Below are 24,249 nucleotides of genomic sequence, written 5' to 3'. Positions count from 1 at the left end.
TGCCTGACTCTTTCCAGGACAGAAACCTCTGCATTATTCCATTGCTTAGCAACTTATAGCAAGGCGACTTTTACCGAGCTGTGAAGTTTGTTCATCCTTAACCTGTTCATTTGCAGGGGTAATCATCGCATCGTTGAAAAAGCCAGCATTCTGGCCGCGTAACGCGGCGATAAAGTCAGAGTTAAGCACAGAAAAAGGGGTGGCGCTATCCGGGGACACTATTTAGAATCGCCGCCATGAAAACAGAGAATCCCGGCGTACAATTTGTCGCCATTACGGCTGAAAATGCCGGTCAACGCATTGATAACTTTTTGCGCACCCAGCTGAAAGGGGTGCCGAAAAGCATGATTTACCGCATTCTGCGTAAAGGCGAAGTGCGGGTGAATAAGAAGCGCGTAAAACCTGAATATAAGCTGGAAGACGGCGACGAAGTGCGCGTGCCGCCGGTGCGCGTGGCCGAGCGTGAAGAGCAGGCAGTGTCGCCCAAACTGGATAAAGTAGCGGCGCTGGAGTCGTGCATTCTGTATGAAGACGATTATCTGCTGGTGCTGAACAAACCGTCCGGCACCGCGGTGCACGGCGGCAGCGGGCTGAGCTTCGGCGTGATTGAAGGGCTGCGCGCGCTGCGCCCGGAGGCGCGTTTCCTTGAACTGGTGCACCGTCTCGATCGTGACACGTCCGGCATTTTGCTGGTGGCGAAGAAGCGCTCGGCGCTGCGTTCACTGCACGAGCAGCTGCGTGAGAAGGGCATGCAGAAGGATTATCTGGCGCTGGTGCGCGGCGACTGGCCATCGCACCTGAAAGTGGTGCAGGCACCGCTGCTGAAAAACATTCTGCAAAGCGGCGAGCGCGTGGTGCGGGTCAGCGCCGAGGGCAAGCCCTCAGAAACGCGCTTTAAAGTTGAAGAACGTTTTGGCCTGGCAACTTTAGTTAAAGCCAGTCCGGTGACCGGACGTACGCATCAGATTCGCGTGCATACCCTGCATGGCGGGCACCCGATTGCTTTTGACGATCGCTATGGCGATCGCGAATTCGATCGCCAGCTGGCACCAACCGGTCTGGCGCGGCTGTTCCTGCATGCTGCCGCGCTGACGTTTACCCATCCCAACACCGGCGAAAGCCTGCGTATGGAAGCGCCGCTGGATAAGGCACTGAAGCACTGCCTGTCCCAGCTGCGCCAGCAGAAAAAAGCCTGACAGCGTGGCATCAGCCCAGCGGATTGATGCCTGCCTGCCTTAACAGGCCATTCAGCGCGATCAGCGGTAAGCCAATCAGGCTATTGGGATCGCGCCCCTCCAGCCGTTCGAACAGACAAATCCCCAGTCCCTCACTTTTGAAACTGCCGGCGCACTGCAGCGGCTGCTCCAGCTCGACGTAGCGCGCAATCTCTGCCGCGCTCAGTTGCCGAAAATGCACGGTAAAGGGTTCACACAGCACATGCTGCTGCGCGCTGGCGGGGTGAATCAGCGCCAGGCCGGTGTAAAAGGTAATGGCTTTGCCGCTCGCCAGCGCCAGCTGCTGGCAGGCGTTCTCGGTGGTATGCGGCTTGCCGGCGATGCGGCCATCCAGTACACAGACCTGATCGGACCCAATGATCCAGCGCGCAGGATAGCGCGCGGCCAGTGCCTGCGCTTTGGCAATGGCCAGACGCTGCACCAGCTGCGGCGCGGCTTCTCCCGGCAGCGGCGTTTCATCACTTTCAGGGGCGGCAGTGATAAACGGCAGGCCGAGCTTGCGCAGCAGCGCCTGACGGAACGGAGAGGTTGAGGCTAAAACCAGCGGTGTCATCATTTTTTTGCAGAAGTGATAGCGTAAAGATGACAGGCATTTTAAACTATGCGCCGCACTGGATGCGACTAACGGGTGAAAGATGCTGTAAACCGGCCTTTTTCTTTGACTCTATGACGTTACAAAGTTAATATGCGCGCCCTATGCAAAAGGTAAAATTACCCCTGACGCTCGATCCGGTCCGCGCCGCGCAAAAACGCCTGGATTATCACGGTGTTTACGCACCTGAATTGGTGGCGCGCCTGGCCGAAACGGTCGTGAGTGTGGACAGTGATGTGGAATGTGCCATGTCGTTTGCGGTTGACAACCAGCGCCTCGCGGTTCTGCAAGGAACAGCCGATGTGCAGGTAACGTTGTTATGTCAACGCTGCAACCAACCGTTCCCGCATGCTGTGCACGTAAGCTATTGCTTCAGTCCTGTCTCTTCTGATGAGCAGGCCGAGGCACTGCCGGAAGCCTACGAGCCGGTCGATGTCAACGATTTCGGTGAAATCGACCTGCTGGCGGTGATCGAAGATGAACTCATCCTCGCGCTGCCGGTCGTTCCGGTGCATGATTCTGAACACTGTGAAGTGTCCGACGCGGACATGGTCTTTGGCCAGCTGCCTGAAGAGGTGGAAAAACCAAACCCATTTGCCGTATTAGCCAGTTTAAAGCGTAAGTAATAGGAGTAAGGTCCATGGCCGTACAACAGAATAAACCAACCCGTTCTAAGCGTGGTATGCGTCGTTCGCACGATGCGCTGACCACTACCACTCTGTCAGTAGATAAAGTTTCTGGTGAAACTCATCTGCGTCACCATATCACTGCGGATGGTTACTACCGCGGTCGCAAGGTTATCACCAAGTAATTCTTTGCGGTTACGCAAGGCGATACCTTGACACGTTTGACCCTGGCAGTTGATGCCATGGGCGGGGACTTCGGTCCCTGCGTGACAGTGCCTGCAGCCTTGCAGGCACTGGCCTCTCATTCGCAGCTGGTTCTTCTTCTGGTCGGCGATCCCGACATCATCTCGTCATTTCTTGCCAAAGCGGATTCCTCGTTACTGGGGCGTGTGCAGGTAATCCCTGCCGAATCGGTTATTGCAAGTGATGCCAAACCCTCGCAGGCGATTCGTAACAGCCGCGGCAGCTCCATGCGCGTGGCGTTAGAGCTGGTAAAAGAGGGGAAAGCGCAGGCGTGCGTCAGTGCCGGCAATACCGGTGCGCTGATGGGCCTGGCAAAATTATTACTGAAGCCGCTGGATAGCATTGAGCGTCCGGCGTTGATGACCGTGCTGCCGCATCAGCAGCACGGCAAGACGGTGGTGCTGGATCTGGGCGCTAACGTCGATTCCGACAGTGAAATGCTGGTGCAGTTTGCAGTGATGGGTGCGGTGATGGCGGAAGAAGTGCTGGAAATCAGCCAGCCGCGCGTCGCGCTGCTCAACATCGGTCAGGAAGAGACGAAGGGGCTGGAGACGATCCGCGCCGCATCGGCGGTGCTGCGGGCCTCGCCGCAGATCAACTATATTGGTTACCTTGAGGGGAACGATCTCCTCACCGGCAAGACGGATGTGCTGGTCTGTGATGGCTTCGTGGGTAATGTCACGTTGAAGACCATGGAAGGCGTGGTAAGAATGTTTCTTTCTCTGCTCAAATCGTCAGGTGAAGGAAAAAAACGGGCCTGGTGGCTGAAATGGCTGGGACGCTGGATCCAAAAGCGTCTGGCTAAACGTTTCGGTCATCTCAACCCCGACCAGTACAATGGCGCTTGTCTGTTAGGATTGCGCGGGACAGTGATCAAGAGCCACGGCGCGGCGAATCAACGCGCGTTTGCCGTGGCGATAGAACAGGCAGAGCAGGCGGTGCGCAAGCAAGTTCCCGAGAGAATTGCCGCGCGCCTTGACGCTGTATTAGCCAGGAGTGACAAAGCGTAGATGTTTACCAAAATTATCGGTACGGGCAGCTATTTGCCTGAGCAGGTTCGCAGCAACGCGGACCTGGAAAAAATGGTGGAGACTTCGGACGAGTGGATTGTCACCCGGACCGGTATTCGTGAACGTCGCATTGCGGCACCGGATGAAACGGTAGCCAGCATGGGCTTCACCGCTGCCCAGCGTGCGCTGGAGATGGCGGGCGTGGCAGCCAGCGACGTTGGCCTGATCATCGTGGCAACCACCTCGTCCAGCCACGCCTTCCCGAGCTCAGCGTGCATGATTCAGCAGATGCTGGAAATCAACGATTGCGCCGCCTTCGATCTCGCAGCTGCCTGTGCCGGTTTTACCTATGCACTGAGCGTGGCCGATCAATACATCAAAAACGGTGCGGTGAAGCATGCGCTGGTGATCGGCGCGGATGTGCTGGCACGCACCCTCGATCCTGACGATCGCGGCACCATCATCCTGTTTGGTGATGGCGCGGGTGCCGTGGTGCTCGGCGCAAGTGAAGAAGCGGGCATCCTCTCCACGCATCTGCATGCCGATGGCCGCTACGGTAAGCTGCTGACGCTGCCGTACCAGGATCGCGCGCATCAGGATGAGCCGGCTTACCTCACCATGGCCGGCAACGAAGTGTTTAAGGTCGCGGTCACTGAACTGGCGCATATCGTCGATGAAACGCTGCAGGCGAATAATCTCGATCGTGAACAGCTTGACTGGCTGGTGCCGCATCAGGCCAACCTGCGCATCATCAGCGCCACCGCCAAAAAGCTCGGCATGGGCATGGATAAAGTGGTGGTGACGCTGGATCGACACGGCAACACCTCGGCAGCGTCGGTGCCAAGCGCGCTGGACGAAGCGGTACGTGATGGCCGCATCAAGCCCGGACACCTGATTTTGCTCGAGGCCTTTGGTGGCGGTTTCACCTGGGGCTCGGCGCTGGTTCGCTTTTGATTGACAGGAACGCAAGATGACGCAAATTGCTTTTGTTTTCCCGGGACAGGGATCGCAGACCGTCGGCATGCTGGCCGATCTGGCAGCGGAAAATCCACAGGTTGAAGCCACTTTCCGTGAAGCTTCTGACGCGCTGGGTTACGACTTATGGCAGCTGGTCCAGCAGGGTCCGGCTGAAGAGCTGAATAAAACCTGGCAGACCCAGCCGGCGCTGCTGGCAGCCTCGGTCGCGATTTATCGCGTCTGGCAGAGCAAAAATGGCGCACAGCCCGCGCTGATGGCCGGACACAGCCTCGGTGAATACTCTGCGCTGGTGTGTGCGGGCGTACTGAATTTTGCTGACGCCATCAAGCTGGTTGAACTGCGCGGTAAACTGATGCAGGAAGCGGTGCCGGAAGGTACGGGCGCCATGCAGGCGATTATCGGTCTCGACGACGCGGCAATTCGCAAAGCCTGTGAAGAAAGCGCGCAGGGCCAGGTGGTTTCGCCGGTCAACTTCAACTCGCCGGGTCAGGTGGTTATCGCCGGCAATAAAGAAGCGGTTGAACGTGCTGGTGCCGCCTGTAAAGCGGCCGGCGCCAAGCGCGCGCTGCCGCTGCCGGTCAGCGTGCCGTCACACTGCGCACTGATGAAACCTGCGGCGGATAAGCTGGCGGTGGCGCTGGAAAGCGTGACCTTCAATGCGCCGTCGGTACCGGTGGTCAATAACGTTGACGTTAAGTGCGAAAGCGACGCCGCGGCGATTCGCAGCGCGCTGGTGCGTCAGCTGTACAGCCCGGTGCGCTGGACTGAGGCGGTTGAATTTATTGCTGCACAGGGCGTGACTGAACTGCTGGAAATCGGTCCGGGTAAAGTGCTGACCGGCCTGACCAAACGAATTGTGGACAGCCTGACGGCTGCAGCGGTGAACGATCCGTCGTCACTGGCTGCGGCGCCTGGCCAGGAATAAGAGGAAAATCATGAGCTTTGAAGGTAAAGTAGCGCTGGTGACCGGCGCCAGCCGCGGTATCGGACGTGCCATCGCGGAAACGCTGGCGGCACGCGGTGCAAAAGTGGTGGGTACTGCCACCAGCGAAAGCGGCGCGGAAGCCATCAGTGCTTACCTCGGCGACAAGGGCAAAGGTCTGCTGCTGAACGTGACCGATGCGGCCTCTATTGAGAGCGTGCTCGAGAAAGTTCGCGCCGAATTTGGCGAAGTTGACATTTTGGTCAATAATGCAGGCATTACGCGTGACAATCTGCTGATGCGCATGAAAGACGATGAGTGGGCGGATATCCTCGATACCAACCTGACATCGGTGTTCCGCCTGTCGAAGGCGGTCATGCGTGCCATGATGAAAAAGCGCGTGGGCCGTATCATTACCATCGGTTCGGTAGTTGGAACCATGGGTAACGCGGGTCAGGCAAACTATGCGGCAGCAAAAGCAGGTTTGATTGGCTTTAGCAAATCACTGGCGCGAGAAGTTGCGTCACGTGGCATTACCGTAAACGTCGTGGCTCCGGGCTTTATTGAGACGGACATGACGCGTGCACTGAACGAAGATCAGCGCTCGGGCATTCTGGCAGAAGTGCCGGCAGGTCGTTTAGGCGACCCGCAGGAGATTGCCAATGCTGTTGCATTCTTAGCCTCTGACGAAGCCGCCTACATCACGGGTGAGACGCTGCACGTCAATGGCGGCATGTACATGGTCTGATAATCACGAAATCATTTGCATTATCTGCGGTAAACACCGCAGAATAACGCAAAATCGTGGTTCGACCAGCCGGGATTTTGTTGCATCTTTTTCAACATTTTATACACTACGAAAACCATCGCGAAAGCGAGTTTTGATAGGAAATTAAATAGTATGAGCGATATCGAACAACGCGTTAAGAAAATCGTAGCTGAGCAGCTGGGCGTTAAAGAAGACGAAGTGGTTAACGGCGCTTCTTTCGTTGAAGACCTGGGTGCAGATTCTCTTGACACCGTTGAGCTGGTAATGGCTCTGGAAGAAGAGTTTGATACTGAAATTCCAGACGAAGAAGCTGAGAAAATCACTACCGTTCAGGCAGCGATCGACTATATCAATAACCATAAAGGTTAATGAATATCTTCAGGCGGTCATTCGACCGCCTGAGTTTTATGTTTGCCCCACATAGCGTCATTATTTCCCTCCCTGGAGGACGAACGTGTCTAAGCGTCGTGTAGTTGTGACCGGTCTTGGCATGTTGTCTCCTGTCGGCAATACCGTAGAGTCTACCTGGCGTGCTCTCCTTGCCGGTCAGAGCGGCATTAACCTGATCGACCATTTTGATACCAGTGCCTACGCAACGCGTTTTGCGGGTCTGGTCAAAGATTTTAATTGCGATGAATACATCTCGCGCAAAGATCAACGCAAGATGGATGACTTCATCCAGTACGGCGTTGTGGCCGGTATTCAGGCTATGGCGGACTCCGGTCTGGTCGTAACTGATGAGAATGCCGGACGTATCGGTGCGGCTATCGGTTCCGGCATCGGCGGTCTGGGTTTGATCGAAGATAACCATACTTCGCTGGTCAATGGTGGTCCGCGCAAAATCAGTCCATTCTTCGTGCCTTCAACCATCGTTAACATGGTCGCTGGCCACCTGACCATCATGTACGGCCTGAAAGGTCCGAGCATCTCGATTGCGACCGCCTGTACTTCCGGCGTGCACAATATTGGTCATGCGGCGCGCATCATCGCGTATAACGACGCGGATGTGATGCTGGCCGGCGGTGCTGAGAAAGCCAGTACGCCACTGGGCGTGGGCGGTTTCGGCGCGGCGCGTGCGCTCTCTACCCGTAACGATAATCCGCAGGCGGCGAGCCGTCCGTGGGATAAAGATCGTGACGGTTTCGTACTGGGCGACGGTGCCGGTATCGTGGTGCTGGAAGAGTACGAACACGCGAAAAAACGCGGTGCGAAGATTTATGCGGAAATCGTTGGTTTCGGCATGAGCAGCGACGCTTACCACATGACATCACCACCGGAAGACGGTTCAGGTGCAGCCGCAGCGATGGTTAACGCGCTGCGTGACGCGCAACTGGATCCGGCGCAGATTGGCTATGTTAACGCGCACGGCACCTCAACGCCGGCCGGTGACAAAGCAGAAGCGCAGGCGGTGAAGTCGGTGTTTGGTGCGTCAGCGCACAGCGTGATGGTCAGCTCGACCAAGTCGATGACCGGTCACCTGCTGGGTGCGGCGGGCGCGGTAGAGGCGATTTATTCGATTCTGGCGCTGCGCGACCAGGCGGTTCCGCCCACCATCAACCTCGACAATCCTGACGAAGGTTGCGATCTGGACTTTGTGCCGCACACGGCGCGCCAGGTCAGCGGACTGGAGTACACGTTGTGTAACTCCTTTGGATTCGGCGGCACCAACGGCTCGCTGATCTTCCGCAAGGTATAAGCGCTATCCAGCCGAACAGAGGCCCGCAATGCGGGCCTTTTTTATATTTTGTCACGCAGTGGCGTGGAATGTTACGCGCCACAGTGCTATTCAACGCTGACGCCAGCGGCAGAGGAGAAGCGCATGTGGATTAACGGAGTGGCACAGGACACCCTCTCTGCCCGCGATCGCGCGGTGCAGTTTGGTGACGGCTGTTTCACCACGGCGGCAGTCAGAGAGGGCCGTATCCAGCTGCTGGAGGCGCATCTGCAGCGTCTGCAGGACGGCTGCCAGCGTTTGCTGATGGCCGCGCCGGATCGCGCCTTACTGGCGGAAGAGATGCGCCGCGCGGCGGCGGGCCAGCGCGAAGCAGTGCTCAAAGTGATCCTGACGCCCGGCGCGGGTGGACGCGGCTACAGTCGCGCCGGCTGCACACAACCCACGCGTATCATCGCGCTCGCCCCCTGGCCACAGCACTACGCCACGCTGCAGCAGCAGGGCGCGCGGCTGGTGACCAGCCCGGTGCGGCTGGCGCAGAACCCGCTGCTGGCCGGCATCAAACACCTCAACCGGCTGGAGCAGGTGCTGATTCGCCAGCAGCTGGACGCGTGCGACGCTGACGAAGCGCTGGTGCTTGACACCGCCGGGACGGTAGTGGAATGCTGTGCGGCCAATTTATTCTGGCGCAGCGGTGAGGCCATTTTCACGCCGCGCCTCGCGCAGGCCGGCGTTGATGGCATCATGCGTCGTTATCTGCTGGCGCAGCTGGCCCAGGCCGGTCACGACTGCCAGCAGGTGGAGGCCAGCCGAACGGCGGTGCTGAGCGCTGATGAAGTGGTGATCTGTAACGCGCTGATGCCAGTATTACCCGTGCGGCAAATTGACGACGTCACCTTTTCCGCACGCACGCTGTACCAGCAACTGCTCGCCAGTTGCCAGACGATGGAAGCATCATGACCCGAATGAAAAAAATGGTTGCCGGCGCCGTAGTCATCGCTGGCCTGGCTGCCGCATTTTGCTACTGGCAGATTGAACGCTTTGCCGCGACGCCATTAACCATTCACCAGGAAACCCTGTACACCCTGCCGGCCGGCAGCGGTCGCGTGGTGCTGGAAGCGCAGCTGGAGAGCCAGCACATCATTCAGCAAAGCATCTGGTTTGGCCCGTTGCTGAAGCTGGAGCCCGATCTGGCTAACTTCAAAGCCGGGACGTATCGGCTTGAGACCGGCATGACGGTGCGCCAGCTACTGCAACTGCTGGCCAGCGGCAAAGAGGCGCAATTTCCGCTGCGCTTTGTCGAGGGTTCCCGGCTGAAAGAGTGGCTGGCTGAGCTGCGTAAAGCGCCATACCTTAAACACACGCTGCCGGATGATGAATTTGCCAGCGTTGCGGCCGCGCTTAAGCTTGATGTCAGCCAACTGGAAGGCGGTTTCTATCCGGATACCTATCTGTATACTGCCAACACCAGCGATGTGGCACTGCTGGAGCGGGCGCACGCGCGCATGAACAAGCTGGTGGATGAGATCTGGCAGGGGCGGATGGCCAGTCTGCCGTATAAAACGCCGCAGCAGATGGTCACCATGGCGTCGATTATCGAAAAAGAGACCGGCGTCAGTGAAGAGCGCGCGCGCGTTGCCTCGGTATTTATCAATCGACTGCGCACCGGTATGAAACTGCAGACCGATCCCACGGTGATCTACGGGATGGGCGACAGCTATACCGGTACGCTGACGCGTAAGGATCTTGAGACTCCGACCGCGTACAATACCTATACCATCAGCGGTCTGCCGCCGGGACCGATTGCCATGCCGGGGCGCGCCTCGCTGGAAGCTGCGGCCCATCCGGAGAAGACCAATTACCTCTATTTCGTCGCGGATGGCAAAGGCGGTCACACCTTTACCACCAATCTGGCCAGTCATAATAAAGCCGTGCAGGTTTACCGGCTGGCGATGAAGGAAAAAAATGAAAAGTAAGTTTATCGTCATCGAAGGGCTGGAAGGCGCCGGCAAAACCACCGCGCGTGAGGCGGTGGTTGCGGTCCTGCATGAGCAGGGCATTAAAGACGTGGTCTTTACCCGTGAGCCGGGCGGCACGCCTTTGGCCGAACAGCTGCGCGTGCTGGTGAAGCAGGGCATTGATGGCGAACAGGTGAGTGATAAAGCCGAGCTGCTGATGCTGTATGCCGCGCGGGTGCAGCTGGTAGAAAACGTCATCAAACCGGCGCTGGCACGCGGTGCCTGGGTGGTGGGCGATCGTCATGATCTTTCGTCACAGGCGTATCAGGGCGGTGGTCGCGGGCTCGACACCCAGCTGATGACCACGCTACGCGATGCGGTGCTGGGCGATTTTCGTCCCGACCTGACGCTCTATCTCGACGTCACGCCGGAGATTGGCCTGCAGCGTGCCCGGGCGCGCGGCGAACTGGATCGCATTGAGCAGGAGTCGCTGAACTTTTTTACCCGCACACGCGAACGCTATCAGGCGCTGGCCGCTGCCGATCCGACCATCAAAACCATCGATGCGACACAGCCGATTGATAATGTGACAGCGTCACTTAAAACCGTGCTGCGTCAGTGGCTGGCGGGTCAGGCGGCATGAACTGGTATCCGTGGCTGAACCAGCCATACCGACAGATCATTGCCCGCCATCAGAGTGGACAGGCACATCATGCGCTGCTGATTCAGGCCATCGACGGCATGGGCGACGATGCGCTGGTGTGGGGCGTCAGCCGCTGGCTGATGTGTCAGCAGCCGCAGGGACTGAAAAGCTGCGGCGAGTGTCATGGCTGTCAGCTGATGCAGGCGCACACCCATCCGGACTGGTATCGGCTGGAAGCGGAAAAGGGCAAAGCCTCGCTCGGCATTGATGCAGTTCGCGACGTCAGTGAGAAGCTGTACCATTTTGCCCAGCAGGGTGGCGCGAAAATTGTCTGGCTGCCGGATGCGGCGCAACTGACCGAAGCTGCTGCCAACGCGCTACTGAAAACGCTGGAAGAGCCGCCCGCCAACTGCTGGTTTTTCCTCAGCGTGCGCGAGCCGTCGCGACTGCTGGCCACGCTGCGCAGCCGCTGTATGACATGGCATTTGTCGCCGCCGGAAGAGACGCACAGCCTGCAATGGCTGCAGAAACAGCAGCCGCAGCCGGAAGCGATTCTGCGTGCGGCGCTGCGTCTGAGCAACGGTGCACCCGCTGCGGCGCTGGCCTTGTTACAGCCGGACCGCTGGCAGGCACGGCAAACGCTGTGCGACAGCCTGAACAGCGCACTGAGCGGCGATATTCTGCAGCTGTTGCCGGCGCTTAACGGCGACGATGTGGCGATTCGCCTCGGCTGGCTGCTTTCGCTACTGGTGGATGCGATGAAGGTGCAGCAGGGCGCCAGCAACTGGCTGAGTAATGGCGATCGCCCGGACGTGGTGACGCAGCTGGCGCAGCAGTTCAGCAGCAGCGCGCTGAATGCGAGCGTGCAGCAGTGGCTGCAGTGTCGCGAGCAGCTGCTGCACGTGGCGGCGCTTAATCGTGAACTGATTCTGACCGACCGTCTGCTTGCCTGGGGACGTTTGCTGTCTCCCGCGACGGTCGGTTAAGGGTAAAAGAGAGATCTATGTTTATTGTTGATTCGCACTGCCATCTTGATGGCCTTGATTATGAAACCCAGCACCGCGATCTGGATGACGTGATTGCCAAAGCGGCGGCGCGGGATGTGAAATTCATGCTGGCGATTGCCACCACGCTGCCGGATTACTACAAAATCAAACAGCTGGTTGGCGATCGTGACAACATCGCGCTGGCCTGCGGCGTGCATCCGCTCAATCAGGAAACGCCGTATGACGTGGAAGAGTTTCGCCGTCTGGCGGCGGAAGAGCAGGTGATTGCACTGGGCGAAACCGGGCTGGATTATTTTTACCAGCAGGAGACCAAAGCCCAGCAGCAGGCCTCGTTCCGTGAGCACATCCGCACCGGCATTGCGCTGAATAAGCCGATTATTGTCCACACCCGCGATGCGCGTGAGGATACGCTGGCCATTCTGCGTGAAGAGCAGGTAGAGCGGTGCGGCGGCGTGCTGCACTGTTTCACGGAAGACAAAGAGACGGCGGCGCAGCTGCTGGATCTTGGGTTCTACATCTCCTTCTCCGGCATTGTGACCTTCCGCAACGCTGAACAGATTCGCGAAGCAGCGCGCTATGTACCGCTGGATCGCATTCTGGTTGAAACCGATTCACCCTATCTGGCGCCAGTACCGCATCGCGGCAAAGAAAACCAGCCTGCCTTCACCCGCGACGTGGCTGAGTATATGGCGGTGGTGAAGGGCGTCGATCTCGCTACACTGGCGGCCGCCACCACGGAAAACTTCTCCCGCCTGTTTAAGGTGCCGATGAGCCGACTCGGCGGCTAACGCGCTTTATTTCAAACTCTGTAATTAATCTGAAATTACTCATCTGCGCTGCGTGTTTCGCGGCGCAGGCAGTGATTTATTGCTGTTTATAGCAGCAAGTCAGTAAGAAATGACTGAAATTTCAGCGCTGTGTTTGGTGAAACGTGATAGCCGTCAAAGTAACGTGTCGTCATTTATTTTACCCTTCGTAATAAATCAAAAGACGCTCAGCGTCACCCCGGCTAAGGATCCTCCCCCTTTGCCATGCGCACTGCGCTAAAAAATGCACTCATACTCAGGAGCTTCTATGTTCAAGAACGCATTTGCGAACCTGCAAAAGGTAGGTAAATCGCTGATGTTGCCGGTATCGGTTCTGCCGATTGCCGGTATTTTGTTAGGTGTTGGTTCTGCTAACTTCAGCTGGCTGCCGGAAGTGGTTTCCCACGTGATGGCCGAAGCGGGTGGTTCGGTGTTTGCTAACATGCCGCTGATCTTTGCGATCGGTGTGGCACTGGGCTTTACCAATAACGACGGCGTGTCGGCGCTGGCCGCCGTGGTCGCCTACGGCATTATGGTGAAAACCCTGGCTGTGGTCGCGCCGCTGGTGCTGCATCTGCCGGCAGCCGAGATCGAAGCCAAACACCTCGCCGATACCGGGGTGCTGGGCGGCATTATTGCTGGTTCGATTGCGGCCTACATGTTCAACCGTTTCTACCGCATCAAGCTGCCGGAATACCTCGGCTTCTTCGCCGGTAAGCGCTTTGTGCCAATCATTTCCGGTCTGACCGCGATTTTCACCGGTGTGGTGCTGTCCTTCATCTGGCCACCTATTGGTACCGCGATTCAGGACTTCTCGCAGTGGGCGGCCTATCAGAACCCGGTGGTGGCGTTCGGTATTTACGGTGTAGTTGAGCGTGCGCTGGTGCCGTTTGGTCTGCATCACATCTGGAACGTTCCTTTCCAGATGCAGATTGGTGAATTCACCAACGCGGCTGGTCAGGTCTTCCACGGTGACATTCCGCGCTACATGGCGGGTGACCCGACTGCCGGTAAACTGTCTGGCGGCTTCCTGTTCAAGATGTACGGTCTGCCGGCTGCGGCTATCGCCATCTGGCATTCTGCTAAACCTGAAAACCGTGCCAAAGTGGGCGGCATCATGATCTCCGCCGCGCTGACCTCGTTCCTGACCGGTATCACCGAGCCGATCGAGTTCTCGTTCATGTTCGTGGCACCGATCCTGTACGTGATCCACGCCATCCTGGCGGGCCTGGCGTTCCCAATCTGTATTCTGCTGGGCATGCGTGATGGCACCAGCTTCTCACACGGTCTGATCGACTTCATCGTGCTGAGCGGCAACAGCAGCAAAATCTGGCTGTTCCCGATTGTCGGTATCATCTACGGTCTGGTGTACTACACCGTGTTCCGCGTGCTGATCGCAAAACTGAATCTGAAAACCCCGGGTCGTGAAGATACGGCCATGGAGCAGAGCAGCGCGACCGGCAGTGAAATGGCGGGCAAGCTGGTCACGGCGTTCGGTGGTAAAGAGAACATCACTAACCTTGATGCCTGTATTACCCGTCTGCGCGTCAGCGTGGCGGACGTAGCGAAGGTGGATCAGGCTGAACTGAAAAACCTCGGCGCGCGTGGTGTGGTGGTGGCCGGTTCCGGTGTGCAGGCGATTTTCGGCACCAAGTCCGATAACCTGAAAACTGAGATGGATGACTATATCCGCAGTATGTAAGTGACATGACGGCAGGCCGGGCCGGTGCGGTGAAGCGGCGTCAGATCGTAAAGACGCCAAAACCATCCCTGGGGCTCGGCCCGCGACATCCCTGTCGCGGGACGCTTTACTCCTCTGCCGCCGCTTCACCGCACTGCAACTTCGGTGCGACAAAACCCCTCATCCGAGGGGTTTTTTATTTTACCGCCGCCAAAAACCGCCCGCCGCGCCGCGCCAGCGTGAAAAAGTGATGCAAAGGCAGCCATTTAATGAAGAAAAGTGGTCCTGAGGTTGAAAGAAACGGAATTCCTCACGCATACTGCCTGACTGAACTCAGGCTTAAGGAACTGCACCATGGCTGAAGAAACCATTTTCAGTAAAATCATTCGTCGCGAAATTCCCGCCGACGTGGTTTATCAGGACGAACTGGTCACCGCCTTCCGCGATATCGCGCCCAAAGCGCCTACCCATATACTGATTGTCCCCAATGTACTGATTCCGACCGCCAACGATGTGCAGGCGGCGCATGAGCAGGCGCTGGGCCGCATGGTGACCGCCGCCGCAAAAATTGCCCGTGATGAAGGCATCGCCGAAGATGGCTATCGCCTGATCATCAACTGCAACCGTCACGGTGGGCAGGAGGTTTACCACATTCATATGCACCTGGTCGGCGGACAGCCGCTGGGCCCGATGCTGGCCATCTAACCTCAGGCGGACCTTGTGATGCGTCAATGGCTGAGCGGCTTGCTGTTGCTGACCCTGGTGGGCTGCAGCAGCGATAAGCCGATGATCAACACCTCCCAGTCGCTGGTGATGGAGTCTGCCGTACTGTCGGCGGGCATCATCACCGATGAGCCCGCGCTGACCAGCCGAGACGGCCAGCAACGCGCTGCCAGCGTGCTGCAAAATCTGCGTGAAACGCCGGTCACCGTGCACTATCGTTTCTACTGGTACGATGACAAAGGGCTGGAGATTGAGCCGCAGGAGCCGGCGCAGACTCAAACCGTACCGGCGCACGGCAGCGTAGAAGTGGCCTCGCAAATGGGTAACCCGACCGCCAGCAAGGTGCGTCTCTATCTTTATCTTTGAGGAGTAACCTGTGATTCGCAGTGTACAACGTTCCGGCGCGCTACTGTTTGCGCTGATGCTCACCGGTTGTGTGGTGAAACAACAAACCCCGGCGCCGGTTGAACCGACGCAGCCGACCACGCCAACCCAGCCAGAACAACCGCCCGCGCAGCCAGTGCCGCCGCCGCAAACTGTGCCGCAGCCGCCGAAACTGAAAACCATCAACTGGAACGCCAGCGTCCAGCCGTTAGTCGCCAATATGGTGCAGTCGGCGGGCGTCAATCCGGGCAGCGTGCTGCTGGTGGATCGCATCAAAAACAGCACCAACGGCTCGCTGCAAACGGAAAAAGCCACGGCAGCGATTGAGAACGCGCTGGCGAATAACGGCAAGTTCAGCCTGGTCTCAAACGATCAGCTTAATCAGGCGAAGCAAACGCTCGGCCTGTCGCCAGAGGATAGCCTCAACTCGCGCAGCAAAGCGATTGGCCTGGCGCGCATCGTCAACGCGCAGTATGTGCTGTACAGCAACGCGCAGGGCGATGTGAAAGCCCCTGCGCTGCAAATGCAGCTGATGCTGGTGCAGACCGGCGAAATCATCTGGTCGGGCAACGGCGTTGCACAACCCTGATCCCCGGCTGCAGCATCTGGTTCAGCAACAATGGCCGACGGCGCAAGCTGCCGGTCATTTTTTCGCGCTGCCAGGACTGAGCGGTAACAGCGTGCAGGTACGCAGCGAGCAGGGCGATCTGCTGGCGCGCCGGACGCCGTCGCAGCCCATCCCGTTTGTCGATCGTCAGCGCGAATACCGCATCCTGCGTCAGTTGCGTACTACGGCGCTGGCGCCGCAGCCGCTGACGTGGCAGGCGCCGTGGCTGCTGCAGCGCTGGCTGCCGGGCGAGGTGCTTTCGCCGGATCAGTTCAGCGCGCAGCGCGCAGCGGTGCTGACGCTGCTGCTGCGCCTGCATCACCAGCCGCTGACCGGTTATCGCTTACGGCTGGCACCGTTGCTGCAGCGCTACTGGCAGCTGTGTCAGCAGCGGCACTGGCGCTGGCAGCGGCGCTTAAACCAGTTGCTGCAGCGCGGCGAACCGTCGCCGCTGCGGCTGGCACCGCTGCACATGGACGTCCACCCTGGCAATCTGATTGCCACGCCGGATGGCCTGCGTTTAATTGACTGGGAATATGCTGCGGATGGCGACGTGGCGCTGGAGCTGGCCGCTATCGGCGCGGTGGATGGCGCTGAACACGATTACTGGATAACCGACTATGCCGCCGAGGCGCGGCTGTCGGCCACGGCGCTGCGGCGTCAAAGCCGGCGCTGGCAGCCGTGGCTGCAGCTGCTGATGGCCAGCTGGTATCAGCTGCGCGCCGAGCAGAGCCATGACCAAACATTGCAACGGCTGGCGCAGGCCAGCTGGCAGGATCTTTAATTCAGGAACCGAAACATGACGATGACAACGCCCGGACCGCTGATGCTGGACGTCGAAGGCTACGAGCTGGACGCCGAAGAGCGCGAAATTCTGCAACATCCGCTGACAGGCGGACTGATCCTGTTCGCCCGCAACTTCCATGATGTTGCGCAGCTGGCGGAGCTGGTGCGCCAGATTCGCGCGGCGTCGCGCAACCGGCTGCTGGTGGCGGTCGATCAGGAAGGCGGGCGCGTGCAGCGCTTCCGCGACGGTTTTACTCAGCTGCCGGCGATGCAATCCTTCGCCGCGCTGCATGACATGGCGCGCGCCGGCGAGCTGGCGCAGCAGGCCGGCTGGCAAATGGCGGCGGAAATGATCGCCATGGATATCGATATCAGCTTTGCGCCGGTGCTGGATATCGGCCACATCAGCGCGGCCATCGGCGATCGCGCTTTCCACGCCGATCCGGTGATTGCGCTGCAGATGGCGCGCCAATTTATCCACGGCATGCACGAAGCCGGCATGAAAACCACCGGCAAGCACTTCCCGGGCCACGGCGCGGTCAGCGCGGATTCGCACAAAGAGACGCCGCGCGACACGCGCGATGCGGCCACGCTGCGCCAGCACGACATGGCAATCTTCCAGCAGCTGATTGATGAGCAGCTGCTGGATGCGGTGATGCCCGCGCATGTTATCTATACTGAAGTGGACCCGCTGCCGGCCAGTGGTTCGCCTTACTGGCTGCAAACGGTGCTCCGGCAGGAGCTGGGCTTCAACGGGGTGATCTTCTCAGACGATCTGTCGATGGAGGGCGCGGCGGTGATGGGCAGCTATGCGGAACGGGCTCAGCAGTCGCTGAATGCCGGCTGCGATATGATCCTGGTGTGCAATCAGCGTGCTGGCGCGGTGAGCGTGCTGGATAATTTGACGCCGATCCAGGCGACGCGCGTCACGCAGTTATACCATCAGGGACGTTTTGACCGTCAGAGTTTGCAGGCCAGCGAGCGCTGGCGGCAAAATCACCGTCAGCTCAGTGACCTGCAGGATCGCTGGCTGGCGCACAAAGCGTCGGGCAGATAATCGCCGCTGCCCGGATCTCACTCCACGCTGAGGATAATCATGATCATCTATCTGCACGGTTTTGATTCCAACAGTCCGGGCAACCATGAAAAGGTGCTGCAGCTGCAGTTTATTGACCCGGACGTCAGACTTATCAGCTACAGCACCCGCCATCCGAAACACGACATGCAGTTTCTGCTGAAAGAGTGCGACAAACTGCTCCAGCAGGGCAGCGATGCGCATCCGTTGATTTGTGGCGTCGGCCTGGGCGGCTACTGGGCGGAACGCATCGGCTTCCTTTGCGGCATGCGCCAGGCGATATTCAATCCCAACCTGTTTCCTGATGAAAACATGGAAGGCAAGATCGACCGGCCGGAAGAGTATCTTGATATCGCCACCAAATGCGTCAGCAACTTCCGTGAAAAGAACCGCGACCGCTGCCTGACCATTTTGTCACGTCACGATGAAGCGCTGGATAATCAGCGCAGCGCGGCCGCATTGCACCCGTACTACGAAATCGTGTGGGACGAGGAGGCCAGCCACAAATTCAAAAATATTGCCCCGCATCTGCAACGCATCAAAGCGTTCAAAACCCTTGCCTGAGTGCTGCTGCGCCGTGTGATGCGGCGCACAAAACGTGTAACATTCTGATAATGCAGTGCAAAGATTGATGTACATCAATTTTCTTATGTCCGGATGATTATGCCGTGCTATTCTGCCCTCAGCTCGCGATTAAATGTCGCCAACCCTATGTTTATTAAGGTTTTATATAACCATTAATTAACTTTTGGTTTACAACTTTGAGGGGGTCTTCATTGACTACAAGCATGGAAAAAATCGTCATCGTCGGTGGCGGTGCCGGAGGGCTGGAGCTGGCAACACAGCTCGGCCATAAACTCGGCCGCAAAAAAAAGGCGGAGATCATCCTGGTCGATCGTAACCACAGCCATCTGTGGAAACCGCTGCTGCATGAAGTGGCGACCGGCTCGATGGATGAAGGTATTGATGCGCTCAGCTATCTGGCGCATGCGCGCAACCACGGTTTCCAGTTCCAGCTGGGTTCGCTGACGCAAATTAATCGCGACACAAAAACCATTGAACTGGCGGAGATCCGCGACGCGGAGGGTGGGCTGCTGGTACCGCAGCGCGAGCTGGCGTATGACCGTCTGGTGATGGCGCTGGGCAGCACCTCGAACGATTTCGGCACGCCAGGCGTGAAAGATCACTGCATCTTCCTCGACAACCCGCATCAGGCGCGTCGGTTCCATAATGAGATGCTCAACCTGTTCCTGCGCTTCTCTGCCAGCGAAGGGCAGCTGCAGAAAGTCAATATCGCCATTGTCGGCGGCGGCGCGACCGGCGTCGAGCTGTCGGCAGAACTGTATAACGCAGTGAAACAGCTGCACAGCTACGGCTATAAAGGTCTCGATAGCAGCGCGCTCAACGTTACGCTGGTGGAAGCCGGCGAGCGTATTCTGCCTGCGTTGCCACCGCGCATCTCCGCAGCGGCGCATCAGGAGCTGAGCAAGCTTGGCGTGCGCGTACTGACGCAAACCATGGTCACCAGCGCAGCAGCCAACGGTCTGAATACCAAAGGGGGCGAATTCATCGAAGCCGATCTGATGGTGTGGGCGGCGGGTATTAAAGCGCCAGACTTCATGAAAGAGATTGGCGGGCTGGAGACCAACCGCATTAATCAGCTGGTGGTCAAAGAGACGCTGCAGACCACGCTGGACGACGATATTTACGCCATCGGCGACTGCGCCTCCTGCGCGCTGCCGGGCGGCGGATTCGTGCCGCCGCGCGCGCAGTCGGCGCATCAGATGGCGTCGCGTGCGCTGGAAAACATCCTCGCCCAGCGCAAAGGCAAGCCGCTCAAAGCCTACGTGTATAAAGATCACGGCTCGCTGGTGTCGCTGTCCCGCTTCAGTACCGTCGGCAGCCTGATGGGGAACCTGATGCGCGGTTCGATGATGGTGGAAGGGCGTATTGCGCGTTTTGTCTACATCTCCTTGTACCGTATGCACCAGATTGCGCTCCATGGATACTTCAAGACCGGTCTGATGATGCTGGTCGGCAGCCTCAACCGCGTGCTGCGTCCGCGTCTCAAACTGCATTGATGGCTGGCGGGCGGTCATCCCCGCCCGCTGCGCGCCCGGCTGCCGTAACCGGCTGATTGCCGTTCAATCAGCGCCAGATTACGGCGCAATGACACTGCCGCTCAGAACTCTCCTAAAAGCTGGTCCTGCTGGCTTTCCGCTGCGTTTCCTCCATTAATCTGATGTTGCATTTTGGGACCATCTGTAAAACTTATGCCAACGAACACGGCGCGGCGCGCACGCCGGTTATGCCTCGGTAACCCGGGATCGGGTTGCGGCAGGAATGCGCGGTAACAACTTCAGGAGGACATTCCTGTGAATAAATCAATGTTAGCGGGTATTGGAATCGGCGTAGCAGCAGCGTTGGGCGTGGCCGCCGTCGCCAGCATGGATGTGTTTGATCGTGGCCCGCAGTATGCTCAGGTGCTTTCGGCAACGCCAATCAAAGAGAGCATTAAGCAACCGCGTCAGGAGTGCCGCAACGTTACCCTCACGCACCGTCGTCCGGTGCAGGATGAGAACCGCATCGCCGGTTCCGTACTGGGTGCCGTGGCCGGTGGGGTGATTGGTCACCAGTTCGGCGGTGGCCGCGGCCGGGATATCGCGACCGTGGCCGGTGCGCTGGCAGGCGGCTACGGTGGTAACCAGGTGCAGGGTGCGCTGCAGGATCGTGACACTTACACCACCAGCGAGCAGCGCTGCAAAACCGTGTACGATAAACAGGAAAAAATGCTGGGTTATGACGTGACCTATAAAATAGGCGACCAGCAGGGCAAAATCCGCATGGAGAATGACCCTGGCACCCGCATCCCGCTCGACCGTAATGGTCAGCTGATCCTGAATTCGAATCAGGCCTGATTGGGCAAAGCTACTTCACAGCAGCAGTAACAAAAAAAGCGCCGCAAGGCGCTTTTTTTATACTCTGGCTCCCGCACCGTACGCAGCAGCGCGTCGCATAGCGCTGCTGCGTAAAGGCTGGGCGATCAAACCCGGTTCTTCGCCAGTTCGGCGACGAAATTCTGCACCCATTCCATGCGCGTTTTGCGTTCGCTGAGATCGCGGGTGAATTTCAGTCGCGTCGGGCCATCCAGCTTCCACTGCTTGGCATCTTTCTGCAGCAGGCCGATCAGCCAGCCGGGATCGACCTGATTCTGCGGCGCGAACTCAAAAAAGCCGCCTTTTTCGCTGGCTTCGATTTTACGCAGCCCCAGCTGGCGCGCCACCAGACGCAGCGCGGCGATGTCCAGCAGGTTACGCGCGGCGTCGGGCAGCTTGCCGAAGCGGTCAATCATCTCAATTTTCAGCTCAGCCAGCTCCTGTTCATCGGCCGCACTGGCGATGCGTTTATACAGCGACAGGCGCGTATTGACGTCCGGAATAAAATCATCCGGCAACAGGGCAGGCATGCGCAGCTCAATCTCCGTCTGATTGCTGGTGAGATCTTCCAGCGACGGCTCACGTCCGGCTTTGAGTGCATCCACCGCGTTTTCCAGCAGCTCCATGTAGAGCGTGAAGCCAATGGTCTCCATCTGACCGCTCTGATCTTCACCCAGTAGCTCACCGGCACCGCGAATCTCCAGGTCGTGCGTCGCCAGCGCAAAGCCAGCGCCCAGATCCTCCAGCGAGGCAATCGCTTCCAGTCGCTTCTGGGCATCGGTGGTCATCGCCTTCGGATGCGGCGTCAGCAGCCAGGCATAGGCCTGATGATGTGAACGGCCGACGCGGCCACGCAGCTGATGCAGCTGCGCCAGACCGAAATGGTCGGCGCGCTCAATGATGATGGTATTGGCGCTCGGCACATCGATCCCGGTTTCGATGATGGTGGTGCACACCAGCACGTTGAAACGCTGGTGGTGGAAATCGTTCATCACCCGTTCCAGATCGCGCTCGCGCATCTGACCGTGGCCGATGGCGATGCGCGCTTCTGGCACCAGCTCGGCCAGCCGCTGCGCTGCTTTCTCGATGTTCTCGACGTCGTTATAGAGATAGTAAACCTGGCCGCCGCGCAGCACTTCACGCAGGATCGCTTCGCGCACCACCAGGCTGTCATACTCGCGCACGAAGGTTTTCACCGCCAGACGGCGCGCTGGTGGCGTGGCGATAATCGATAGATCGCGCATGCCGCTCATCGCCATGTTCAGAGTACGCGGAATCGGCGTTGCGGTGAGCGTCAGAATATCGACGTCAGCGCGCATCGCTTTGATGCGCTCTTTGTGACGCACGCCGAAACGGTGCTCTTCATCGACGATCAGCAAACCGAGATCGCGCCACTTCAGATCGCTCATCAGCAGCTTGTGGGTGCCGATCAGAATATCAATTTTGCCCTCGCTGGCCTGCTCCAGCACCTGCGCCTGCTCTTTGGCGCTGCGGAAGCGCGACAGCATCTCAATGCGCACCGGCCAGTTGGCGAAGCGGTCGCGGAAGTTGTCATAGTGCTGCTGCGCCAGCAGGGTGGTTGGCACCAGCACCGCCACCTGTTTGCCATTCTCCACCGCAAGGAAGGCGGCACGCATCGCCACTTCGGTTTTACCAAAGCCAACGTCGCCGCACACCAGGCGGTCCATGGCCAGCGGCTGGCACATATCGCTGAGCACGGCGTTAATTGCCTGCGCCTGATCCGGCGTGGTTTCAAACGGGAAACCTTCGCAGAACAGCTGATACTGCTCGCGGTCGTGCTTAAAGGCAAAGCCGGCCTTGGCCGCGCGCTGGGCATAGATATCCAGCAGCTCAGCGGCCACGTCGCGGACTTTCTCCGCCGCTTTCTGGCGCGCGCGTGACCAGGCATCGCTGCCCAGTTTGTGCAGCGGCGCATTTTCATCGGCGCCGCCGGCGTAACGGCTGATCAGATGCAGCGATGACACCGGAACGTAAAGTTTGGCATCGCCGGCATAGGAGAGCATCAGATACTCGGCCACGATACCGCCGGCTTCCAGCGTGGTCAGGCCGATGTAGCGGCCCACACCGTGTTCAAGATGCACCACCGGCTGGCCCGGGTGCAGCTCGGCGAGGTTACGAATCAGTACATCCGGATTGATGGTGCGGCGATTGTCCTGACGCCGCCGGCTGACGCGCTCGCCGAGCAGATCGCTTTCGCAAATCAGCGCGCGCTGGCGCTGGGTGTCGATAAAACCGCGCTCGCTGGCGCCAATCATCAGACTGTACGGCTGCTCATCGGCCTGCTCGAAGCGATCAATCGGCTGCGGGCGCAGTTTGATGCGGGACAGCAGCTCCTGCAGGCTCTCGCGGCGACCTTCGCTTTCTACTGAGAAAATCACCTGACCGGTAAACTGTTCGAGGAACTGGCGCAGCAGATCGAGCGGCGCTTTGGCCTGCGCCTGCACCGTCAGCTCCGGCAATGGCTGATAACCCAGATTACTGTTCGCAGCTTTCTCCGGCAGCGTCTCAGCGCTGAGCTGCATGCGCGGCCAGTTTTTCAACTCGCTCAGCAGCGCATCCGGGCGCAGCCACAGCGTGGCCGGCTCCAGCAGCGGGCGCATAGGATCGATGCGGCGATTTTCATAGCGTGCGTTAGCATCCTGCCAGAAACGCTCAGCGCTGGCGTGCAGATCGCCGCTGTTCAGCACCAGCGTACTGGCGGGCAGATAGCTAAACAGGGTAGGCAGTTCCTGCTCGAAAAACAGCGGCTGCCAGTACTCAATCCCGGCCGGCAGCGTGCCTTTGCTCACCTGCTGATAGACGTGCTCGGGTTCGCGCCGCACGTCGAAGGTTTCACGCCAGCGGCTGCGGAACAGCTCAATGGCCGCTTTGTCGGTGGGAAATTCATGCGCCGGCAGCAGGTTGATGGCGCTCACCGCCTCCAGCGTGCGCTGTGAGTCGACGTCAAACAGGCGCAGGCTGTCGATCTCATCATCAAAGAAATCGATGCGGTAAGGCTGATCGCTGCCCATCGGGAACAGGTCGAGCAGCGCGCCGCGCGTCGCGTACTCGCCATGCTCCATCACCTGATCGACATGGCGATAACCGGCCTGCTCCAGCTGGTCGCGCAGCGCATCGCGCGATAGCTTCTGGCCCTGCTGCATCACCAGCGCATGGCCGTGCAGGAAGCTGTGCGGGCAAACGCGCTGCATCAGCGTATTGACCGGCAGAATCAGCATGCCGCGCGTCAGGGTGGGCAGCTGGTACAGCGTAGAAAGACGGGCGGAAATAATGTCCTGATGGGGCGAGAAGCTGTCGTAGGGCAGTGTTTCCCAGTCAGCAAGATTGGTGACCGGCAGATCGGTAAACTGCCTGATCTCCTCCTGCAGCCGCAGGGCCGATTGCATATCCGGGGTGATCATTAACACCGGACCGCTGTGGCGTTCGGTGATGCTGGCACACTCAACCGCCTGCGCGGCGCCGACCAGCTGACCGAGCTGACGATGGTCGCCTGCTTTAGCAGGCAGGGTATAACGACGCTGTTCCGACATAAGGTCCGACATTCTCTCCTCAGTTTCCAGGGCGTCATCATTCCA

At 58.8% G+C, this 24,249-nt stretch carries 25 protein-coding genes; 23 read left to right on the top strand and 2 right to left on the bottom strand.

Going from position 1 to position 24,249, the window contains the following annotated elements:
* Positions 1-236 precede the first annotated feature (236 nt).
* The gene (gene rluC, locus H7K56_RS03170; RefSeq protein WP_021506411.1) at positions 237-1,196 is read left to right on the top strand and encodes a 23S rRNA pseudouridine(955/2504/2580) synthase RluC; all 960 of its coding nucleotides are present in this window, start codon (positions 237-239) and stop codon (positions 1,194-1,196) included.
* A gap of 10 nt (positions 1,197-1,206) precedes the next feature.
* Here the strand turns inward: rluC and H7K56_RS03165 are convergent, their stop codons facing one another.
* Positions 1,207-1,788 (bottom strand): Maf family protein, encoded by a 582-nt coding sequence (locus tag H7K56_RS03165; protein ID WP_182688975.1) that lies wholly within the window; start codon positions 1,786-1,788, stop codon positions 1,207-1,209.
* 143 nt (positions 1,789-1,931) lie between these two features.
* Between H7K56_RS03165 and yceD the strand changes: the two genes are divergently transcribed.
* The 22 genes from yceD (at position 1,932) to H7K56_RS03055 (ending at position 20,635) form a co-directional block, all read left to right on the top strand.
* Positions 1,932-2,453, top strand: coding sequence for a 23S rRNA accumulation protein YceD (gene yceD, locus H7K56_RS03160; protein WP_021506409.1), 522 nt, complete (start codon positions 1,932-1,934; stop codon positions 2,451-2,453).
* A 14-nt stretch (positions 2,454-2,467) separates the two neighbouring features.
* Positions 2,468-2,638 carry a 50S ribosomal protein L32 gene (gene rpmF, locus H7K56_RS03155; protein ID WP_016192161.1) on the top strand — a complete coding sequence of 57 codons (171 nt, stop codon included), beginning with the start codon at positions 2,468-2,470 and terminating at the stop codon, positions 2,636-2,638.
* A 27-nt stretch (positions 2,639-2,665) separates the two neighbouring features.
* Positions 2,666-3,706 (top strand): phosphate acyltransferase PlsX, encoded by a 1,041-nt coding sequence (gene plsX / locus H7K56_RS03150; protein ID WP_150360958.1) that lies wholly within the window; start codon positions 2,666-2,668, stop codon positions 3,704-3,706.
* Positions 3,707-4,660, top strand: a complete 954-nt coding sequence (locus H7K56_RS03145) for a beta-ketoacyl-ACP synthase III (protein WP_021506407.1) — start codon at positions 3,707-3,709, stop codon at positions 4,658-4,660.
* 16 nt (positions 4,661-4,676) lie between these two features.
* Positions 4,677-5,609: an ACP S-malonyltransferase gene (gene fabD, locus H7K56_RS03140; RefSeq protein ID WP_059010440.1), complete on the top strand. Its 933-nt coding sequence runs from the start codon at positions 4,677-4,679 to the stop codon at positions 5,607-5,609.
* Between the two features lie 10 nt (positions 5,610-5,619).
* A complete protein-coding gene (gene fabG / locus H7K56_RS03135) occupies positions 5,620-6,354 on the top strand; it encodes a 3-oxoacyl-ACP reductase FabG (RefSeq protein WP_021506405.1) in 735 nt (244 codons plus the stop codon).
* A gap of 153 nt (positions 6,355-6,507) precedes the next feature.
* Positions 6,508-6,744: an acyl carrier protein gene (acpP, locus tag H7K56_RS03130; protein WP_010617251.1), complete on the top strand. Its 237-nt coding sequence runs from the start codon at positions 6,508-6,510 to the stop codon at positions 6,742-6,744.
* Positions 6,745-6,829: 85 nt separating this feature from the next.
* Entirely contained in the window at positions 6,830-8,071 is a 1,242-nt protein-coding gene (gene fabF / locus H7K56_RS03125; protein WP_058759473.1) for a beta-ketoacyl-ACP synthase II, read from the top strand.
* A gap of 123 nt (positions 8,072-8,194) precedes the next feature.
* Positions 8,195-9,007: an aminodeoxychorismate lyase gene (gene pabC, locus H7K56_RS03120; protein WP_150360957.1), complete on the top strand. Its 813-nt coding sequence runs from the start codon at positions 8,195-8,197 to the stop codon at positions 9,005-9,007.
* The gene (mltG, locus tag H7K56_RS03115; protein ID WP_150360956.1) at positions 9,004-10,023 is read left to right on the top strand and encodes an endolytic transglycosylase MltG; all 1,020 of its coding nucleotides are present in this window, start codon (positions 9,004-9,006) and stop codon (positions 10,021-10,023) included. The genes pabC and mltG overlap by 4 nt, the downstream gene beginning before the upstream one ends.
* Positions 10,013-10,648 carry a dTMP kinase gene (tmk, locus tag H7K56_RS03110; RefSeq protein WP_150360955.1) on the top strand — a complete coding sequence of 212 codons (636 nt, stop codon included), beginning with the start codon at positions 10,013-10,015 and terminating at the stop codon, positions 10,646-10,648. The genes mltG and tmk overlap by 11 nt, the downstream gene beginning before the upstream one ends.
* Positions 10,645-11,634 (top strand): DNA polymerase III subunit delta', encoded by a 990-nt coding sequence (holB, locus tag H7K56_RS03105; RefSeq protein ID WP_150360954.1) that lies wholly within the window; start codon positions 10,645-10,647, stop codon positions 11,632-11,634. Before tmk ends, holB begins: the two co-directional genes overlap by 4 nt.
* Positions 11,635-11,651: 17 nt before the next feature.
* The gene (locus H7K56_RS03100; RefSeq protein ID WP_021506399.1) at positions 11,652-12,443 is read left to right on the top strand and encodes a metal-dependent hydrolase; all 792 of its coding nucleotides are present in this window, start codon (positions 11,652-11,654) and stop codon (positions 12,441-12,443) included.
* Positions 12,444-12,729: 286 nt separating this feature from the next.
* Positions 12,730-14,163, top strand: a complete 1,434-nt coding sequence (ptsG, locus tag H7K56_RS03095) for a PTS glucose transporter subunit IIBC (protein ID WP_021506398.1) — start codon at positions 12,730-12,732, stop codon at positions 14,161-14,163.
* A 333-nt stretch (positions 14,164-14,496) separates the two neighbouring features.
* Complete coding sequence (gene hinT / locus H7K56_RS03090; protein ID WP_021506397.1) at positions 14,497-14,847, top strand: purine nucleoside phosphoramidase; 351 nt, start codon at positions 14,497-14,499, stop codon at positions 14,845-14,847.
* Between the two features lie 18 nt (positions 14,848-14,865).
* Complete coding sequence (locus H7K56_RS03085) at positions 14,866-15,231, top strand: YcfL family putative periplasmic lipoprotein (protein WP_021506396.1); 366 nt, start codon at positions 14,866-14,868, stop codon at positions 15,229-15,231.
* A 10-nt stretch (positions 15,232-15,241) separates the two neighbouring features.
* The gene (gene lpoB / locus H7K56_RS03080) at positions 15,242-15,838 is read left to right on the top strand and encodes a penicillin-binding protein activator LpoB (RefSeq protein ID WP_021506395.1); all 597 of its coding nucleotides are present in this window, start codon (positions 15,242-15,244) and stop codon (positions 15,836-15,838) included.
* On the top strand, positions 15,825-16,640 hold the full coding sequence (gene thiK, locus H7K56_RS03075) for a thiamine kinase (protein ID WP_058780745.1): 816 nt from the start codon (positions 15,825-15,827) through the stop codon (positions 16,638-16,640). Before lpoB ends, thiK begins: the two co-directional genes overlap by 14 nt.
* Positions 16,641-16,655: 15 nt before the next feature.
* Positions 16,656-17,699: a beta-N-acetylhexosaminidase gene (gene nagZ, locus H7K56_RS03070; protein ID WP_150360953.1), complete on the top strand. Its 1,044-nt coding sequence runs from the start codon at positions 16,656-16,658 to the stop codon at positions 17,697-17,699.
* 39 nt (positions 17,700-17,738) lie between these two features.
* Positions 17,739-18,281, top strand: coding sequence for an alpha/beta hydrolase YcfP (gene ycfP, locus H7K56_RS03065; RefSeq protein WP_021506392.1), 543 nt, complete (start codon positions 17,739-17,741; stop codon positions 18,279-18,281).
* A 212-nt stretch (positions 18,282-18,493) separates the two neighbouring features.
* A complete protein-coding gene (locus tag H7K56_RS03060; protein WP_031279261.1) occupies positions 18,494-19,798 on the top strand; it encodes an NAD(P)/FAD-dependent oxidoreductase in 1,305 nt (434 codons plus the stop codon).
* 294 nt (positions 19,799-20,092) lie between these two features.
* Positions 20,093-20,635, top strand: a complete 543-nt coding sequence (locus H7K56_RS03055; RefSeq protein ID WP_031279257.1) for a glycine zipper 2TM domain-containing protein — start codon at positions 20,093-20,095, stop codon at positions 20,633-20,635.
* Positions 20,636-20,760: 125 nt separating this feature from the next.
* Here the strand turns inward: H7K56_RS03055 and mfd are convergent, their stop codons facing one another.
* Positions 20,761-24,204: a transcription-repair coupling factor gene (mfd, locus tag H7K56_RS03050; protein WP_021506389.1), complete on the bottom strand. Its 3,444-nt coding sequence runs from the start codon at positions 24,202-24,204 to the stop codon at positions 20,761-20,763.
* Positions 24,205-24,249 lie beyond the last annotated feature (45 nt).

It is taken from the genome of Pantoea dispersa (assembly GCF_014155765.1).
Taxonomy (GTDB): Bacteria; Pseudomonadota; Gammaproteobacteria; order Enterobacterales; family Enterobacteriaceae; genus Pantoea; species Pantoea dispersa.
This window is presented reverse-complemented; position numbering and strand designations above follow the sequence as displayed.